Origin of the sequence: Tamlana flava (assembly GCF_041287255.1) — a bacterium.
Classification (GTDB): Bacteria; Bacteroidota; Bacteroidia; order Flavobacteriales; family Flavobacteriaceae; genus Tamlana; species Tamlana flava.
Window position 1 is genome coordinate 1 of record NZ_JBGGTX010000001.1, and the last position, 21,418, is coordinate 21,418.

A 21,418-nucleotide genomic window follows, 5' to 3' on the forward strand; every position below is an offset into this window, starting at 1 on the left:
CAGGCAATGGAGATTGTCCTCCGGATGATGCGGACTTTACCATTACGATTTACCGTCAGGGCAATGCAGGAGATGACAACACGGATTCCTATTGTGAGACAGCTTCGGGCTTGGACGCTTATGATTTGGACGGATTATTATCAAATGATGCCGACGGCAATGGTACGTGGACACCAAGTGGTCCGATAGTAGATGTAAGTACGCCAGGAGTTTATAACTTTACGTATACAGTTCCAGGCAATGGAGATTGTCCTCCGGATGATGCGGACTTTACCATTACGATCAACCCTAACCCAGGTTGTAACGCAGCCAACTCATCTGAAGGCTCGGAGTTCGGTTTATGTGATGGTACAGTATTGAGTTTGAGTGTGACACCAGCAGATACTAGTTTATATGATTATTCATGGACATCTAATCTTGGAACAACCATTACAAATGCTGATATGCCTAATGCAACTGTTGAAGGTGCCGTAGATGGAGAAATCTTTACAGTAAGAATCACTTCTAAATTAGGCCCAACATTCTGTTATTCAGAGTGTACAACTACGGCAAGATATTATGATTGTACACCAAACTGTGAAACAGCCTTTGCTGTAAAAACAGCTTACGAAGACAATGAAGACTATTATTTCGTTGTAGAAGACGCACCAGATACCTTTAGCAGCTGTTTCAGAAATGATGGCTTTAAACGCTGGGGTTGGACCAATACCATTACAGAATATGGTACCTATACCTATGCAGTATATAGAGGTGCCGGACGCTGCGATATTAGCAAGGGAACCTATGTTGGCGATCTTATTGTAGATTATCAATATGATGACATTGCGAATGATGGTAGCGGGGTTGTTCATTTCTCCTATGACTTGTTGACTTATGATGATGATGGAGTTCCTGCAACACCGGAAGTACCTGCATACTTGATATCTGAAGTACATTTATTTGTAGGTTGTGATCCATATCCATTTAAAGGTAATGCACCAGATGATATTTACGATGCAACTGATGAAGTTAAGGGTGAATATTATACGGTAGCACCTGGTCAATATCCTTATAATGCCAATATACCATCAGGGGATTATTACCCAGGTTGGGAAGCAACCAAAACTGGAGTTTCAGGTCAATTCTATTTTATTGCGCATGCTGTAATTTGTGATAGAGATATACCATATGAAGGTATGTATATCCCTGGAGAAAAGAGAGATTATGACGATATAGATTTAGAAGCCAATGCATCGTTTATGGATACTGAATGTACAGTTAGTACAGGTGGTTGGGGTAAACCTAGTGGAGATAAAGTAAGCTTTACAGCTTACCCAGTACCATTTGAGAACGAAGTGAATGTTGGTTATAAATTTGAGTATGATACCGATGTAAAAATCAATGTATACGATATTAGAGGCGCCTTGATACAAGAAGCTGAAAATACCAATTACATAAAAGGTACATACGATAGTACATTAATAGATCTATCTCGTACTGATGACCAGATGTATTTTATTAGGTTAACTACCAAAGAAGGTACTTTAATTAAGAAAGTAGTATCTTCAACAAAACAGTAAATTTAATTAGATTATAATTAATTTAATGTAAAGAAAAGAGGGCAGCTTAGGTTGCCCTCTTTTTTATATGAATACATTCTAAGTGATAATACGATATATAATAGTTCCATAAGATTATTTGATGATGTCCTAATATTAAAATTCACAATACACCGTGTTTTTTAGGGCTGTGATAGCCAATCATCAATTTTTTTTACCATATATCTTCATTATATGTGTTTGCCATAAGAATATAATATATTTATGATGACCCACTTAACCTTTTGATGATGAAAAAAATCTATCTTTTAACACTTATCTTTTTTTTAGCAAATAATATATACGCTCAAAATTGTAATAGTAATACAACAAATGTAGCCAGTTATACGGCTAAAAATACGGAAGATCTGGAGTTGGTAACGAACTTCATCTATGCCGGAGAATATGTAACGGTAACTAACATTTTAGAAGAAAAATATACGTTTACATCCACGTACCTTGGCAGTAACGATTTCATAACGATAAGAAACGCTTCCGGAAGTGAGGTTTTGGCCGAAAGTGTTTCACCTTTAACTTATACGTTCCAGTCAGCTGATATCCCCACGGGAGAAATTCGGGTAATCATCCACTTGAGTGATAGTTGTGATGGTGATGATAATACGCATACCGTTAATTTGCAAAAGGTACCAACTTGCTATAAACCCGAAGACCCAAGGGTAAGCTACTTGTCCAACACAAGGTTGGATTTTTATTGGAGCGCGCCAAGTACTGGGCCAAGCCCTTTAGATTACGATTGGGAAATTGGTCCAACTGGTTTTACCCCTGGAACAGGCAGCGACGTGGTTAAAGGATCGATAGGAGGGTTGTTGGAGGCTTCCTCAGGAGAAAATGCATTGATGGCAAACACCAATTATCAGGTGGCTATCCGCTCTAATTGTGGATCAGAAAATTATAGCAACTGGTTAATTACACCAAATATAACAACATTATCAGCAGACCCGCCATCGAATGACCTTTGTAGTGGAGCGACACTTATTATCCAGGAAACGGGAAAGGCTATTGACGGTAGTGATGCCACCGCTGTACCTGGAAGTGTTTTGGGAGGAGCAGGGACCAACGAGGATGCTGAAATATGTAATGCCAAAAGTGCCAATGCTAGGGACGATGTTTGGTATAGGTTTTTGGCCCAAACAACCGATATAAATATTGCCTTGGATCCCATATTTGATGGCAGGCTAAGTTTATTTTCGGGTGATTGCAATACACTATCACTTTTAGACTGTAGCGATGATAATGGTGGACTTTCCCCAACTACCGAAGCGATTAACTTTAATAATTTAACTATTGGTCAAACCTATTATTTTAGGGTGTATTCACAGGGGTTTTCTGCTACTAATCCTAACTTTACAGTAAAATTGTGGTCTAGTACTGCAACTACAGATGCTGATGGCGATGGTTATAGTAATAATCCTGCTGTTGATTGTAATGATGGTAACGCATCCATTTTCCCGGGAGCTGAAGAAATCTGTGATGGATTAGATAACAATTGTGATGGACAGGTTGATGAAGGACTTACTTTTACAACCTATTATGCCGATAGTGATGGTGATGGTTTTGGAAATCCTAATGTGTCAGAGTTTGTCTGTGATGGTCCTTCGGCAGGATATGTGATAAACAATACAGACTGCGATGATGATGATCCTGACGTAAACCCGGATGCAACAGAAATACCTGATAATGGTAAAGATGATGACTGTAACCCTTCAACTTTGGATAGTTCGGCTGATGTGGATGATGATGGTGATGGGTTTTCGGAAAATCAGGGTGACTGTGACGACACTAAAAATAATATCTACCCCGGAGCGACAGAAGTACCGGATAACAATATAGACGAAGACTGTGATGGTAGTGATATAAAAACCTGGTTTCGAGATGCGGATGATGACGGCTATGGGGATGTAAACCAAACCACACTTGCTAATACCACACCTAGTGGCTATGTGGCAAATAGTACAGATTGTAATGATAATACAAATACGATTAACCCAGCCGCTACCGAAGTGGTAGCCAATGGTATTGACGAAAATTGTGATGGTTTATACCAATGGTATCAGGATAATGATGACGATAATTATGGTTCATTAACCATTATTCAGTCAAATAATAGCAGTCCGGGCTTAGGTGAATCAGACAATGCCTTAGATTGTAATGATAGTAATGCATCCATAAACCCTGAAGCAACAGATATTGTAGCTAATGGTATTGACGAAAACTGTGATGGATTATATCAGTGGTATCTGGATAGTGATGAAGACGGTTATGGTTCATCAACTGTAGTAGAGTCTGTTAATAGTAGTCCGGGTTCTGGTGAGTCTAATAATAATTCTGATTGTAACGATGGAAATGATACCATATACCCAGGAGCACCAGAAATATGTGACGGATTAGATAACGATTGTGGTAATGGCGTTCCAAATACTGAGGTAGATAGTGATTCTGATGGGGTATTGGATTGTGAGGATAACTGTCCGGAGGTTTCTAATCCTGGACAAGAAGATAGTAATGGAAATGGCATTGGTGATGCTTGTGAAAGTCTATCGGTACAAGCAACATCATTATTAAAAAACATTTTAATAGAGCCAAATCCATTCCAATCGAGTTTTAATGTGCACGTACAACAAAAAGTAAACAATCAGAAAATTGGTATAACTTTATTCGATTTAAACGGACGTTTAATTTATAATAATAGCCATACTAATGACAATGGTATGATCAGAATCAATGATTTTACGCATTTACAAAAAGGAATATACTTCTTAAAAATTTCATCGGATTCTGAATTTACGATTAAGCAAATTATTAAACTTTAGAACTATTTCGATCTTAAAACTGAATTACAAGATCTAAGATAAGTTTTGTCATGAGATACAGATATACAGGCTTTTCTTTTAATCGATATTTTAAGTGTTTTATCTGTTTTAAATGCTGTTGTAATAAATAATAAATAACTTTAAAGTAACTCCAAAGAATTTATGAAATTTGACCTAAATGTGTTGGTTTTTAGGTGTTAAACACTCCCGATTAATAGCAATAGTCTTTAATAAATTTAAATTAGGATAGCATGAATAAAATTACATGCATTGGTCTTCTATTTTTTACTATATGGTCTAGTGCTCAAAATTGTAACAGTAATACAACAAATGTTTCCAGTTATACGGCTAAAAATACGGAAAATCTGGAGTTGGTAACTGGCTCCATATTTGCCGGAGAATATGTAACGGTGACCAACATTTTAGAAGAAAAATATACCTTTACATCCACGTACCTTGGTAGTAACGATTTCATAACGATAAGAAACGCTTCCGGAAGTGAGGTTTTGGCCGAAAGTGTTTCACCTTTAACTTATACATTCCAGTCAGCTGATATTCCCACGGGAGAAATTCGGGTAATCATCCATTTGAGTGATAGTTGTGATGGTGATAGTGATACGCATACCGTTAATTTGCAAAAGGTACCAACTTGCTATAAACCCGAAGACCCAAGGGTAAACTACTTGTCCAACACAAGGTTGGATTTTTATTGGAGTGCGCCAAGTACTGGGCCAAGCCCTTCAGATTACGATTGGGAAATTGGTCCAGCCGGTTTTACCCCTGGAACAGGCAGCGACGTGGTTAATGGATCGACAGGAGGTTTGTTGGAGGCTTCCTCAGGTGAAAATGCATTGGTGGCAAACACCACTTATCAGGTGGCTATCCGCTCCAATTGTGGATCAGGAGATTATAGCAACTGGTTGATTACACCAAATATAACAACATTATCAGCAGACCCGCCACCGAATGACCTTTGTAGTGGAGCGACACTTATTATCCAGGAAACAGGAAAGGCGGTTGACGGTAGTGATGCCACCTCCATACCTGGAAGCGTTTTGGGAGGAGCAGAGACCAACGAGGATGCTGAAATTTGTAATGCCAAAAGTGCCAATGCTAGGGACGATGTATGGTACAGGTTTTTGGCTCAAACGACTGATATTAATATTACCCTGGATCCCTTATTTGATGGTAGGCTAAGTTTATTTTCGGGTGATTGCAATACACTATTACTTTTAGACTGTAGCGATGATAATGGTGGACTTTCCCCAACTACCGAAGCGATTAACTTTAATAATTTAACTATTGGTCAAACCTATTATTTTAGGGTGTATTCACAGGGGTTTAAGGCGACCAATCCCAATTTCACATACAAACTATGGTCTTCACAATCCATAACCGATGATGATGTTGATGGTTATTCAACAGGCGGAGGGGATTGCGATGATTCTGAATCTACTGTTTACCCAGGAGCCCCTGAAATCTGTGATGGATTGGACAATGATTGTAACGGACAGACAGACGAAGGGCTAGCGACGGTTGATTACTATCCCGATAGCGATGGCGACGGATATGGGGATGCGAGTGCCCTAGCTACAAGTGTGTGTTCGGCATTACAACCAGACAACACGGTTACCAACAACACAGACTGTGATGATACCAACGCAGGCATCAATGTGCCAATCACTTACTATGTGGATGCTGATGGCGACGGCTATGGCTCGACCACTACGGAAGATTTGTGCGAAACCTCGGCTCCAGTGGGCTATTCCGACAACAATACCGATTGCGATGACGGTGATATTAACCTTAACCCGGACACGGTTTGGTATGCCGATAGTGATGGCGATGGCTATGGCAACAATGCAGTTAACCTAATACAATGTGAGCAGCCCGCCAACTACGTTTTGGACAACAGCGATTGTGATGATACTGATGTCAACCTTAACCCAGCTACGGTTTGGTATGCCGATAGCGATGGCGATGGCTATGGCAACAGTGCAGTTACCCTCATACAATGTGAACAGCCCGCCAACTATGTCTTGGATAATTCCGATTGCGATGATGGTGATGTTAACCTTAACCCGGATACGGTTTGGTATGCCGATAGTGACGGCGATGGCTATGGCAACAATGCAGTTACCCTGATACAATGTGAACAGCCCGCCAATTACGTTTTGGACAACAGCGATTGCGATGATGATGATGTTAACCTTAACCCGGATACGGTTTGGTATGCCGATAGCGATGGCGATGGCTATGGCAACAATGCAGTTACCCTGATACAATGTGAGCAGCCCGCCAACTATGTCCTGGATAATTCCGATTGTGATGACGGTAATGTTAACCTTAACCCGGATACGGTTTGGTATGCCGATAGTGATGGCGATGGCTATGGAAACAATGCAGTTACCCTCATACAATGTGAGCAGCCCGCCAATTACATTTTGGACAACAGCGATTGCGATGACGGTGATGTTAACCTTAACCCGGATACGGTCTGGTATGCCGATAGTGATGGCGATGGCTATGGCGACAATGCAGTTACCCTCATACAATGTGAGCAGCCCGCCAATTACGTTTTGGACAATACCGATTGTGATGACACTGATGTTAACCTTAACCCGGATACGGTTTGGTATGCCGATAGTGATGGCGATGGCTATGGCAACAATGCAGTTACCCTGATACAATGTGAGCAGCCCGCCAATTACGTTTTGGACAACAGCGATTGCGATGACGGTGATGTTAACCTTAACCCGGATACGGTTTGGTATGCCGATAGTGATGGCGATGGCTATGGCAACAATGCAGTTACCCTTATGCAATGTGAGCAGCCCGCCAACTATGTTTCGGACAACAGCGATTGCGATGATGCTGATGTTAACCTTAACCCGGATACGGTTTGGTATGCCGATAGCGATGGCGATGGCTATGGCGATTTGAACGTTACCCAACTGTCCTGTAATCAGCCTTCAGGTTATGTTTCTAACAGTATGGATTGCAACGATTCAAATTTTAATATTAATCCCGATGCTACTGAAGTTTGTGATGGTATCGATAACGATTGTGACGGTCAGATTGATGAAGGTGTTAAGAATACCTATTATGCAGATAATGATGGTGATGGTTATGGCGATGCCAGTGCTAGTATTTTAGCTTGTTCAGCACCTGTAGGTTATGTTAGCAATAACACAGACTGTAATGACAATGAATCGGGATCTTACCCTGGTAATGTAGAAGTCTGTGATGGTATTGATAACGATTGTGATGGTCAGGTTGATGAAGGCGTTAAGAATACCTATTATGCCGATACTGATGGCGATGGCTATGGCGATGCCGGAAATAGTATTTTAGCCTGTTCAGCTCCTCTAGGTTATGTTAGTGATAATACAGACTGTGATGATTCAGAAGTAGAATCTTATCCAGGTAACACAGAAGTTTGTGATGGTATTGATAATGATTGTGATGGTCAGGTTGACGAGGGTGTAACAAATACCTATTATGCCGATACCGATGGCGATGGTTTTGGCGATGCCAGTGCTAGTATTTTGGCCTGTTCAGCACCTGAAGGATATGTTATCGACAATACAGACTGTAATGACAATGAAGCCAACGCTTACCCGGGTAATGCAGAAGTCTGTGATGGCATAGACAATGATTGTGATGGCCAGGTTGATGAAGGCGTTAAGAATACGTATTATGCCGATAGCGATGGTGATGGCTACGGTGATTTTGGAAATAGTCAGTTGTCCTGTAGCCAACCCTTAGGTTACGTTTCTAACAGTTTGGACTGCGACGATACTGATGTTAATGTTAACCCTGCCGCTACAGAAATCTGTGATGGTATTGACAATGATTGTGATGGTTTGATTGATGGTGCAGATGACAACATAACGGGGCAGGATACCTGGTATGCTGATAACGATAATGATGGATATGGTGATTTTACCAATAGTTTTTTGTCCTGCAATAAACCCATAGGTTATGTTTCCAACAGTTTAGACTGCGATGATACGGATGCCAATATTAATCCCAACGCCACAGAAATATGTGATGGTATTGACAATGATTGTGACGGACAAATAGATGATGCGGATAATGATATTACCGGACAACATACCTGGTATGCCGATAGTGATAATGATGGTTATGGTGATTTTGGAAATAGTCAGTTGTCCTGTAGCCAACCCTTAGGTTACGTTTCTAACAGTTTGGACTGCGACGATACTGATGTTAATGTTAACCCTGCCGCTACAGAAATCTGTGATGGCATTGATAATAACTGCGACGGTCAGGTTGATGAAGATGTAAAAAACACCTATTATGCCGATATTGATGGGGATGGCTATGGCGATGCCAGTGCTAGTATTTTGGCCTGTTCAGCACCTGAAGGATATGTCAGTAATAATACAGACTGTAATGACAATGAAGCTGACGCTTACCCAGGTAATGCAGAAGTCTGTGATGGCATAGACAATGATTGTGATGGTCAGGTTGATGAAGGCGTTAAGAATACCTATTACGCAGATAGTGATGGTGATGGCTACGGTGATTTTGGAAATAGTCAATTGTCCTGTAACCAACCGCCCGGTTACGTTTCTAACAGTTTAGATTGTAATGATGCGGATGTGAATATTAACCCTGCCGCTACAGAAATCTGTGATGGTATTGACAATGATTGTGATGGTTTGATTGATGGTGCAGATGACAGCATAACGGGGCAAGATACCTGGTATGCTGACAATGATAATGATGGATATGGTGATTTTACCAATAGTTTTTTGTCCTGCAATAAACCCATAGGTTATGTTTCCAACAGTTTGGACTGCGATGATACGGATGCGAATATTAATCCCAACGCCACAGAAATATGTGATGGTATTGACAATGATTGTGACGGACAAATAGATGATGCGGATAATGATATTACCGGACAATTTACTTGGTATGCCGATAGTGATAATGATGGTTATGGTGATTTTGGAAATAGTCAGTTGTCCTGTAGCCAACCCTTAGGTTACGTTTCCAACAGTTTGGACTGTAACGATACTGATGTTAATGTTAGCCCTGCCGCTACAGAAATCTGTGATGGTATTGATAATAACTGCGACGGTCAGGTTGATGAAGATGTAAAAAACACCTATTATGCCGATATTGATGGGGATGGTTATGGCGATGCCAGTGTCAGTATTTTAGCCTGTTCAGCACCTGAAGGATATGTCAGTAATAATACAGACTGTAATGACAATGAAGCTGACGCTTACCCAGGTAATACCGAAGTTTGTGATGGCATAGATAATGACTGCGATGGTCAGGTTGATGAAGGTGTTAAGAATACATATTACGCCGATAGCGATGGTGATGGCTACGGCAATGCTGGCACTAGTATTTTGGCTTGTTCGGCCCCTAATGGTTATGTTAGCGATAATACAGATTGTAATGACAATGAAGCCGACTCTTACCCAGGTAATACCGAAGTTTGTGATGGCATTGATAACGATTGTGATGGTCAGATTGACGAAGGTGTTGAGAATACGTATTATGCCGATACAGATGGAGATGGTTATGGCGATGCAGGGTCTAGTATTTTGGCCTGTTCAGCACCTGAAGGATATGTCAGTAATAATACAGATTGTAATGACAATGAAGCCAACGCTTACCCAGGTAATACCGAAGTTTGTGATGGTATCGACAATGATTGTGATGGACAGGTTGATGAAGGGGTTAAGAATACTTATTATGCCGATACAGATGGAGATGGTTATGGAGATGCCGGTGCTAGTATTTTGGCCTGTTCAGCGCCGAGCGGCTATGTCAGCAATAATACGGACTGTAATGACAATGAATCGGCATCTTACCCAGGTAATGTAGAAGTCTGTGACGGTATCGATAACGACTGTGATGGCCAGGTAGATGAAGGTGTCAAGAATACGTATTATGCTGATAGTGATGGTGACGGATACGGAGACATGAATAATGCTCTAGAGGCATGTTCTCAACCAGCAGGGTATGTTACAGACAGCACCGATTGCGATGATTCTGATGCAAATATCAACCCGGGCGAGGTTGAAATCCCTAATAATGGTACAGATGAAAACTGTGATGGTACGGATGCTAGTCTATGGTATCAAGATTTAGATGGCGATGGATTTGGAAACCCTAATATTAGTCAGCAGTCCAATACCCAGCCCACGGGTTATGTTGGTAATAACACGGACTGTAATGACAATGAAGCGGCATCATTTCCAGGTAATACCGAAATTTGTGATGGCATTGATAACAATTGCGACGGTCAAGTTGATGAAGGCGTTGAGAATACCTATTATGCCGACAATGATGGGGATGGTTATGGAGATGCAGTGTCTAGTATTTTGGCCTGTTCAGCGCCTAGCGGTTATGTCAGTGATAATACAGACTGTGATGATACAGAAGCAGATGCGTACCCAGGTAATACCGAAGTTTGTGATGGTATTGATAACGACTGCGACGGTCAGGTTGATGAAGGCGTTGAGAATACCTATTATGCCGACACCGATGGGGATGGTTATGGCGATGCCAGTGCTAGTATTTTGGCCTGTTCAGCACCTGCAGGTTATGTCAGTAACAATACGGACTGTAATGACAATGAATCGGCATCTTACCCAGGCAATGTAGAAGTCTGTGATGGGATTGATAACGACTGCGACGGTCAGGTTGATGAAGGTGTCAAGAATACCTATTATGCTGATACTGATGGTGATGGATACGGAAATATTGGCACTAGTATCCTGGCCTGTTCAGCACCAGAAGGTTATGTTAGCAATAATTCAGACTGTAATGACAATGAATCGGCATCTTACCCAGGTAATGTAGAAGTCTGTGATGGCATTGATAACGATTGTGATGGTCAGGTTGATGAAGGTGTTGAGAATACGTATTATGCCGATACAGATGGGGATGGTTACGGCGATGCAGGGTCTAGTATTTTGGCCTGTTCAGCGCCTGCAGGTTATGTCAGTGATAATACAGACTGCGACGATACAGAAGCAGATGCTTACTCAGGTAATATCGAAGTTTGTGATGGTATCGATAACGACTGCGACGGTCAGGTTGATGAAGGTGTTAAGAATACCTATTATGCCGACACCGATGGGGATGGTTATGGTGATTCCAGTTCTAGTATTTTAGCCTGTTCAGCGCCTAGCGGCTATGTCAGCAATAATACGGACTGTGATGATACAGAAGCAGATGCTTACCCAGGTAATGCAGAAGTCTGTGATGGAATCGATAACGACTGCGACGGTCAGGTTGATGAAGGTGTCAAGAATATCTATTATGCAGATACTGATGGTGACGGATACGGTGATGTGGGCAATAGTATTTCGGCCTGTTCAGTACCTGACGGTTATGTTACGGACAGCACCGATTGCGATGATTCTGATGCAAATATCAACCCGGGCGAGGTTGAAATCCCTAATAATGGGACAGATGAAAACTGTGATGGTACAGATGCCAGTATTTGGTACCAGGACCTGGACGGTGATGGATTTGGAAACCCTAATATGAGTCAGCAGTCTAATACCCAGCCAACGGGCTATGTTGGTAATAACACGGACTGTAACGACAATGAATCGGCATCTTACCCAGGCAATGTAGAAGTCTGTGATGGTATCGATAACGACTGCGATGGTCAGGTTGATGAAGGTGTTGAGAATACTTATTATGCCGATACAGATGGGGATGGTTATGGCGATGCAGGGTCTAGTATTTTGGCCTGTTCAGCGCCTAGCGGTTATGTCAGCAATAACACAGATTGTAATGACGATGAAGCCAACGCCTACCCAGGTAATACCGAAGTTTGTGATGGTATCGATAACGACTGCGACGGTCAGGTAGATGAAGGTGTCAAGAATACCTATTATGCCGACACTGATGGGGATGGTTATGGCGATGCAGGGTCTAGTATTTTGGCCTGTTCAGCGCCTAGCGGTTATGTTATCGACAATACAGATTGTAATGACAATGAAGCCAACGCTTACCCAGGTAATGCAGAAGTCTGTGATGGTATTGACAATGATTGTGATGGTCAGGTAGATGAAGGTGTCAAGAATATTTATTATGCCGACCATGATGGTGACGGATACGGTGATGTGGGCAATACTCAAGAGGCGTGCTCGCAACCAGCAGGATATGTTACGGACAATACCGATTGTGATGATTCTGATGCGAATATCAACCCGGGCGAGGTTGAAATCCCTAATAATGGGACAGATGAAAACTGTGATGGCACAGATGCCAGTATTTGGTACCAAGATTTGGATGGCGATGGATTTGGAAACCCTAATGTTAGTCAGCAGTCCAATACCCAGCCCACGGGTTATGTTGGTAATAACACGGACTGTAATGACAATGAAGCCAACGCTTACCCAGGTAATGCAGAAGTCTGTGATGGCATCGATAACAACTGCGACGGTCAGGTAGATGAAGGTGTTGAGAATACGTATTATGCCGATACAGATGGGGATGGTTATGGCGATGCAGGGTCTAGTATTTTGGCCTGTTCAGCACCTGCAGGTTATGTTATTGACAATACAGATTGCAATGACAATGAAGCCAACGCTTACCCAGGTAACATCGAAGTTTGTGACGGTATCGATAATGATTGTGATGGTCAGGTTGATGAAGGTGTCAAGAATACCTATTATGCTGATAGTGACGGTGACGGATACGGAGATGCCAGTGCTAGTATTTTGGCCTGTTCAGCACCTTTAGGTTATGTCAGTAACAATACGGACTGTAATGACAATGAATCGGCATCTTACCCAGGTAATGCAGAAGTCTGTGACGGTATTGATAACGACTGCGACGGTCAGGTTGATGAAGGTGTCAAGAATACCTATTATGCTGATACTGATGGTGACGGATACGGTGATGTGGGCAATGCTCAAGAGGCATGCTCGCAACCAGCAGGATATGTAACGGACAGCACCGATTGCGATGATTCTGATGCGAATATCAACCCGGGCGAGGTTGAAATCCCTAATAATGGCACAGATGAAAACTGTGATGGCACAGATGCCAGTATTTGGTATCAGGACCTGGACGGTGATGGTTTTGGTAACCCTAATATGAGTCAGCAGTCCAATACCCAGCCCACGGGTTATGTTGGTAATAACACGGACTGTAATGACAATGAATCGGCATCATTTCCAGGTAATACCGAAATTTGTGATGGCATCGATAACGACTGCGACGGTCAGGTTGATGAAGGTGTTGAGAATACTTATTATGCCGATGCAGATGGGGATGGTTATGGCGATGCAGGGTCTAGTATTTTGGCCTGTTCAGCGCCCAACGGTTATGTTATCGACAATACAGATTGTAATGACAATGAAGCCAACGCTTACCCAGGTAATGTAGAAGTCTGTGACGGTATCGACAATGATTGTGATGGACAGGTTGATGAAGGTGTCAAGAATACTTATTATGCTGATAGTGACGGTGACGGATACGGAGATCCCAGTGCTAGTATTTTGGCCTGTTCAGCACCTTTAGGTTATGTCAGTAACAATACGGACTGTAATGACAATGAATCGGCATCTTACCCAGGTAATGCAGAAGTCTGTGACGGTATCGATAACGACTGCGACGGTCAGGTTGATGAAGGTGTCAAGAATATCTATTATGCTGATACTGATGGTGACGGATACGGTGATGTGGGCAATAGTATTTCGGCCTGTTCAGTACCTGACGGTTATGTTACGGACAGCACCGATTGCGATGATTCTGATGCAAATATCAACCCGGGCGAGGTTGAAATCCCTAATAATGGGACAGATGAAAACTGTGATGGTACAGATGCCAGTATTTGGTATCAGGACCTGGACGGTGATGGATTTGGAAATCCTAATATTAGTCAGCAGTCTAATACCCAGCCAACGGGTTATGTTGGTAATAACACGGACTGTAATGACAATGAAGTGGCATCATTTCCAGGTAATACCGAAATTTGTGATGGCATCGATAACAACTGTGATGGACAGGTAGATGAAGGTGTTAAGAATACTTATTATGCAGATACCGATGGTGACGGATATGGTGATGTGAGCAACACTCAAGAAGCTTGTTCACAACCAGCAGGATATGTTACGGACAGCACGGACTGCAACGACAGTGACATCACGGTCCATCCCGGTGCCACTGAATTGTGCGACGGCAAGGACAACGACTGTACTGATGGAATACCTACTGATGAGATTGATACTGATGGTGATGGGATACTCGACTGTATAGATAATTGCCCAGATATTGCTAACGCTGACCAGGCGGACAGTGATGGTGATAATATTGGAGATTTGTGTGAGGGACTTAACTCAGAAGAGTTTAGTTTAAAGGATATATTTATTAAGCCAAATCCATTCAACTCCACAATTACTATTCAAATGCCTTCAACTTTTAATAATGAATTATTTACTATAACATTATTTGATATAAGAGAAAGAATGGTTGTAAACGAACAAATGTTATGTAGGGACGGAGCTATTCAAATAAGTAATTTAGACGTTTTTAATCAAGGAGTGTATTTACTTAGAATAGTTTCAACAAACAATAAACAATTCTTTAAGCGTTTAATTAAACTATAAAAAAAAGGCTTCTAAGTAAAATGATTAGAAGCCTTTTTTATTGAGTTAGTTATTGTTAGTTGTATATGGCAATCACTTTGTTCATTCATCATTTCTATCAGCTTTTACTGTATTTGCAAAAGTATATCTAGTTAAATTGTAAGCTAGTGTCTTACCAAATGTGGCAAGTTTTAATTGATCTTATAAATTAATTAAAACTTATTTTATTTAAACCTTATAGAGGTTTTATTGCGTAAAGTCATTAAATATCACCAAATAAGAAATAACATAATCTCTATTTATAAAATACTATGCAATTTTTTCAAGTAAAAGTCCTGTAGCCGTTAGTCCAGGCCCAAAAGCAATGGCAATGATTTTAGTGTTTACCTTAATCTCGGGGTCGTTAATAATTTTGTCAAACACATGGGGCAATGTAGCTGATGACATATTGCCATTATTTTTTAGAACATGATACGACCAATGCGCTCTACTATTGTCAATTTTCAATTCCTGAACTACATAGTCAATTATTTTTGGTCCTCCGGGATGAATGGCATAATATATAGAATCCTTTTCTGCTTCAAAATCTAAACCAATATTGTCACACAAGTTTATTACAAATTGCTTTATGTTTTTTCGAATAAAAACAGGTACTCGTTTTGATAAAGTCATTAAAAAACTATATTCACCCAAATCCCAAGTCATATCTTCTAAGCTGTCAGGTATTAATACTTCATGGGACGTTAGAATTTTTAATCCTGCTTTATTACTTTTAATACCTTCTTTGTAAAACAAGTTTTCGTCATATAAAGAATAACCAATAAACCCATCAGAAAACAAGGAACAAATCATAGTATTTGCAGGTGAGAATTCGGTTAGATTTAAGTGGACGGAAAGTAATTCAGTATGTACAATATCAACACGACCTTTAGATTTACTTAATGACAATAGGCCTGATCCCGTTCTAATTGCTGGGAATGCTCCATAACACCCCATATGATAAGAGTGAGTAACTTTTACATCGTTCCAATTTCTGTTTATTACTGCCTCCTGAGCCAAACTAGGAGAGGAATAGCCGGAACAAGTCACATGAATAATATTTTCTGGTTTATTCGGGGTGTGTTCGTAGAATTTATCAAATACATACCCTAATTTTTTCTTGAACCAATCCATTCGCATCTCTATTTTAGGTCCGTAATGGCTATCTGGCAGAAATTCAAATCCTTTAGGAAAGACATAGTTTGATGGTATTGTGTTTTCCATGTCATTAACTATGAAAGACTCTATTTCATCAAATAATAAAATCTGACGCTTTTCTATATTTTTAAAAGGAATGGCATATTTATTTACATGATCCGAAACCTCACCAAAGCTAATTCCTTCCTTATCTAATTCTAAATGTTTTTCTCTTTGTAATTTGAAATTTTGAAAAAAATGATATAAAAACTTCGTGTATTGATTAATTAACCCTTGATTAATCAATTTCCCAACTAATATAGGATGAAAATTAGAAAGTATAATATCATTCATTGTCATTAGGTTTAGCTGGTGATTACAAAGTTAAACAATTCAATCAAGCTTACGAAGTTAAAATACTAATATATTAGCCGTGTAAATTGTAGATTATCTTTTTATAACTTACCGTCTCTTGAATAATTTTAAGAGTAAAGAGTTCATTTCTGAACTCTCCCAATAGTTGCTTTACCAATAAGTTCTTGGTGTCATTCGGTAAGGGTCAACCATTCTTTAAAGTCTTCCAGTTTTTGTCCGTAACGATTAGATATTGTTTTGTCGATACTCGGGATGCTTTTAAAATCGACATTCCTGTTATTAATGACTTAAAAATTGTTTTTTAATCATCAGTATTGGAATCAATAACATCTTCGTTTGCAGTGCTGACAAAACGTGGCCAAGGAGAGGGCAATCGCCAATTCGTTTAAAAACACCTTTATCGACAATGGGTTTAGTCATAAACTTTTCCCAAAGAAAATAATCGGCTTGTTCCAGTAAACTACTCAATAGGCATATAAAATATTACAAAAAGGTCAAAAATGATGCTACTGAGAGATTATCAATAAAGATAAATTATTTACTAATAATTAGTTTTTTGTTTAATTCTCTATAACCGTCAATGATTTTTAGAAAATACAAACCACTAAATAAGTTCGATACGTTAAGTTGTACATTGTTATTAAAGGCTTCTTGAGAAGTATTTAAAACTAACTTTCCTTGTAAATTATAAATCTGGATTGTCATTGATTCACTAGTGACCCTATTGAATTTTAAATTAACAAAATCTTTAGCAGGATTAGGAGAGGCAGAAAAATAGTCAATATCTAATTTATTCGTGCTTAAAGTAGGTAATTCAATGCCACAAATATTAAAAGTACCTAATTCTTCATTGCCATAGGACCATACTCTTACATATAACATCTCTCCAGGAGTTCTACCGGTTAATTCAATTCTAGAAAAAAGGGTGGTGCTTCCACTGGCATCATCGTTGCAAGCTTCAAATGTTAGTCCATCAGGATCACAAGTTCCAGAATATACAGCCATACCAGTATCTTGAATAGATCCATCATCTTCACTGGTTTCTAAAGCTAAACGACCGCTAGTTGGTACAGGTATACTATACCATACATCTCTACCTCGATAATATCCGCAATCTTCATCTGTACTTGGATGTGGGATAGTTGGGTCAGCTAGTTCTGAATTGGTAGCATTATTCGACCCTAAGGTGGTTATACAAGTTGAATTTAATTCCAAAGGAGTGGCATTCACACAATCATCATTTGTAGCTTCTGGAGCAGGGGTATATTTCTCAACACAAATATTAAATGTACCTATTTGACTACCTCCATACGTCCAAAGACGTATATAAATGGTCTCACCTTCAGGATGGGCAACATTAATAGCTTCCATGGTAGTATCAATTGGGTTAGTGTCATCTGTGCATGCATAAAGTTCCAAGCTACCACATGTGCCAGTATATATGGCCAAGCCTCCATCATCAATAGATCCATCTGTTTCGCTGGTTTCAATATGGACACCACCCGTTGAGGGCATAACCAATTTATACCATAAATCGCCTCCCTGATAATCAGCACATTCTGGAACAGGTAGCTCTCCTGAATCGGTAGCTGTATTATCCAATGTAACCTCTGTATTGTTACAGGAAAAATCTCCGACCGTTAATACAATAGCACCATCACAAGTATCATTGGCAGGAGTTTGCGCATATATTAAATCAACAGAAAATAGTACAAGAGCAGTAAAAAGTAAAGTAATGTTTTTCATAGTAAATAAGATTAAGTGATTTAAAAGTATGGAAAAAATACTATACTGCTTTTAATTTTAGTTTAAAGGGTAAAATATTTTGTCAAAAGAACATAGATGTAATAAAGTTATGCAAAAATCACTGCAGAAATTATGGTAATGCCAGTCCTATAACTTTTGCGTAACATTTTCCTTTTTATGGTATATTTGAGAACCTGAAAATGGTTTTAAAAGCTATGGAATACGTTGTAAATAAACTAGACAAAACACTTTTAATTGAATTGTACAAGAACCTTCTGAAACCTAGAATGATAGAGGAGAAGATGTTGGTTTTATTGCGCCAAGGAAAAATAAGCAAGTGGTTTTCAGGTATTGGGCAAGAAGCTATTTCCGTAGGTATTACAATGGCTATGGATAAAGAGGAATACATTCTGCCCATGCACAGAAACCTAGGTGTTTTTACCACTAGAAAAATTCCATTGTACCGCTTGTTTTCACAATGGCAAGGGAAAGCAACTGGCTTTACAAAAGGCAGGGATAGGTCGTTTCATTTTGGTACGCAGCAATATAAAATTGTGGGTATGATTTCACATTTAGGACCACAATTGGGTGTAGCGGATGGCATTGCTTTGGCTTCAAGATTGAAAAATAAGAATTCTGTTACGGCTGTTTTTACGGGTGAAGGAGGGACAAGTGAAGGCGATTTCCATGAGGCTTTAAACATTGCCTCAGTATGGCAATTACCCGTATTATTCTGCATAGAAAATAATGGTTATGGTCTGTCAACACCTACAAGTGAACAATACAATTGCAAGGATTTGGCTGATCGCGGTTTGGGCTACGGCATGGAATCGCACATCATCAACGGGAATAATATTCTTGAAGTTTACACCAAAGTCAGTGAAATTGCTAAAAGTGTTCGAGAAAATTCTAGACCAGTATTAATTGAATTTAAAACATTCAGAATGCGCGGACATGAGGAGGCCAGTGGCACCAAATATGTTCCAGATGAATTAATGAATGAATGGGGAAAGAAAGATCCTATTTTAAATTATGAAGATTTTCTAAAGCAAAAAGGTTTCATAAATGATGAAGATATTCACGCCTTAAAAGAGTCCATTACCCATGAAATCGAGGAACATTTAAAAGTAACTTTTGATGAAGAAGATATCATTCCGAATGAAACAGATGAACTAAATGATTTATTTCAAGACTTTAAATATCAAGAAGTTAAATATAATACAGAGACTAATGAAATCCGGTTTATAGATGCCATTTCCGAAAGCTTAAAGCAAAGCATGGAGCTTTATAATGATTTGGTTATTATTGGGCAAGATATTGCCGAATACGGAGGTGCATTTAAAATTACGGAAGGCTTTGTGGAGCAATTTGGAAAAGACCGAGTTCGGAACACACCCATTTGCGAATCTGGAATTGTTGAAACCGCCATGGGACTATCCATTGCTGGTATGAAGAGCGTTGTAGAAATGCAGTTTGCAGATTTTGTAAGTTCTGGTTTCAATCCGATCGTAAATTATTTGGCCAAGTCGCATTACCGATGGGGACAAAACGCTGATGTGGTTATTAGAATGCCCTGTGGCGGCGGCGTTGGCGCTGGTCCTTTTCATTCACAAACCAATGAAGCTTGGTTTACAAAAACTCCTGGATTGAAGGTGGTTTACCCTGCATTTCCATATGATGCCAAAGGTCTTCTAGCGACTGCTATTAATGACCCTAATCCTGTGCTGTTTTTTGAACATAAAGCGTTATACCGGAGTATTCGCCAAGAGGTTCCAGAAGATTATTACACGCTGCCATTTGGTAAGGCGTCAACGATAAAACGAGGTACTCAAGTTACAGTAATAAGTTTTGGTGCTACGGTTCATTGGGCATTGGAAACTTTAGATAAAAACCCAAGCGTTTCAGCCGATTTAATTGATTTAAGAACCCTACAGCCTTTGGACACAGAAACGATTTATGCGTCGGTAAAGAAAACGGGAAAGGTGATCATTTTACAAGAAGATTCTCTTTTTGGTGGAATTTCCAGCGATATTTCGGCTTTAATCATGGAAAATTGTTTTGAATTTCTCGATGCACCCGTAAAACGTGTGGCTAGCATTGAAACCCCAATACCTTTTGCCTCTCAATTAGAACAGCAATACCTTCCCAAAAACAGATTTGAAAACGCCTTGTTGGAATTATTAGCCTTCTAATTCTTATCTTTAGTGGAATGGAATGGTCTGCTTCAAAGATTTTAGTGTTTTTTGTAGTTGTTTTTTTGTTCAATTGCGTTGATGAACAAAAACGGTTTGAAAACCAATATATCTGGGATTCCCAAAATGTAACGGCAACGGCCTACAATTCATTGGCTTATCAAACGGATGCCAATCCGAATATCACGGCATTTGGTGATAGTTTAAAGCCTGGTTTAAAATGTATTGCCGTTTCGCGGGATTTATACAGAAAGGGGCTAAAACACAATATCCCAGTCAAGATTGAGGGTCTTGATGGGATATATTTGGTAAAAGACAAAATGAGTGATAAGTGGAATAACCGCATAGATATTTATATGGGGCAAGATGTTAACGCCGCCAAAAATTGGGGCAGGAGGCGGGTCTGTATTGAATACGGCATCCCTAAAAAGGACTGACTTTATTTTGTTTTGGCTTCAGAAAGAACAAAAGGGATAAGCTTTTTAAATTGCTCCATTTCCTTTCCAGATTAATGCGCGTAGCGTTTGGCGCCATTCCAGATGGATGTATTTGAAGATTTAAAATCTATAATACGCTTACTAGCCAAAAGATGTTCTTGGGTAAGGTTATTAAGATGCCTTGATATTTTGATGATAGATTTCATGTGTTGATGTAAATAAAAGTTTTGAATGATGAAAGATTTGGATTAAAGACGCTACTTATCTGTAGCGTCTTTTGCTGTTCCATTCGTGGCTTTTTGTGCCATTAACAGTGTCCGATAATTGATTGGTGTTTAAAGTTCTCATGATTTTTTGATTTTGATAGTTATAAAAATGATTTGATTGATAAAAGTCTCCGTTACTTAAACGTGAATGCTTATCTGTAGCGTCTTTTGCTGTTCCATTCGTGGCTTTTTGTGCCATTAACAGTGTCCGATAATT

At 39.8% G+C, this 21,418-nt stretch carries 9 protein-coding genes; 5 read left to right on the forward strand and 4 right to left on the reverse strand.

Translation table 11 applies throughout. The annotated features are described in order from the left end of the window. From ACB104_RS00005 to ACB104_RS00015, 3 genes are all read left to right on the forward strand, one after another. Nucleotides 1-1,559, forward strand: a 1,559-nt coding sequence (locus tag ACB104_RS00005; protein ID WP_370476084.1) for a T9SS type A sorting domain-containing protein, incomplete at its 5' end; no start/stop codon positions are given. 269 nt (nt 1,560-1,828) lie between these two features. After that, nucleotides 1,829-4,408: a MopE-related protein gene (locus ACB104_RS00010; protein ID WP_370476086.1), complete on the forward strand. Its 2,580-nt coding sequence runs from the start codon at nt 1,829-1,831 to the stop codon at nt 4,406-4,408. A gap of 251 nt (nt 4,409-4,659) precedes the next feature. Next, a complete protein-coding gene (locus tag ACB104_RS00015; protein ID WP_370476087.1) occupies nt 4,660-15,030 on the forward strand; it encodes a MopE-related protein in 10,371 nt (3,456 codons plus the stop codon). 288 nt (nt 15,031-15,318) lie between these two features. On the opposite strand, the gene ACB104_RS00020 is transcribed toward ACB104_RS00015, so the two are convergent. Beyond that, a complete protein-coding gene (locus tag ACB104_RS00020; RefSeq protein ID WP_370476089.1) occupies nt 15,319-16,539 on the reverse strand; it encodes a 3-oxoacyl-[acyl-carrier-protein] synthase III C-terminal domain-containing protein in 1,221 nt (406 codons plus the stop codon). A gap of 555 nt (nt 16,540-17,094) precedes the next feature. Then, nucleotides 17,095-18,306 carry a T9SS type A sorting domain-containing protein gene (locus ACB104_RS00025; RefSeq protein ID WP_370476091.1) on the reverse strand — a complete coding sequence of 404 codons (1,212 nt, stop codon included), beginning with the start codon at nt 18,304-18,306 and terminating at the stop codon, nt 17,095-17,097. A gap of 215 nt (nt 18,307-18,521) precedes the next feature. On the opposite strand from ACB104_RS00025, the gene ACB104_RS00030 reads away from it, so the two are divergent. Continuing rightward, nucleotides 18,522-20,498 (forward strand): alpha-ketoacid dehydrogenase subunit alpha/beta, encoded by a 1,977-nt coding sequence (locus tag ACB104_RS00030; protein ID WP_370476093.1) that lies wholly within the window; start codon nt 18,522-18,524, stop codon nt 20,496-20,498. Between the two features lie 17 nt (nt 20,499-20,515). After that, complete coding sequence (locus ACB104_RS00035) at nt 20,516-20,935, forward strand: 3D domain-containing protein (protein ID WP_370476095.1); 420 nt, start codon at nt 20,516-20,518, stop codon at nt 20,933-20,935. Between the two features lie 71 nt (nt 20,936-21,006). Here the strand turns inward: ACB104_RS00035 and ACB104_RS00040 are convergent, their stop codons facing one another. After that, complete coding sequence (locus tag ACB104_RS00040) at nt 21,007-21,141, reverse strand: hypothetical protein (protein ID WP_370476097.1); 135 nt, start codon at nt 21,139-21,141, stop codon at nt 21,007-21,009. Nucleotides 21,142-21,196: 55 nt separating this feature from the next. Then, complete coding sequence (locus tag ACB104_RS00045) at nt 21,197-21,400, reverse strand: hypothetical protein (RefSeq protein WP_370476098.1); 204 nt, start codon at nt 21,398-21,400, stop codon at nt 21,197-21,199. Nucleotides 21,401-21,418: the final 18 nt, after the last annotated feature.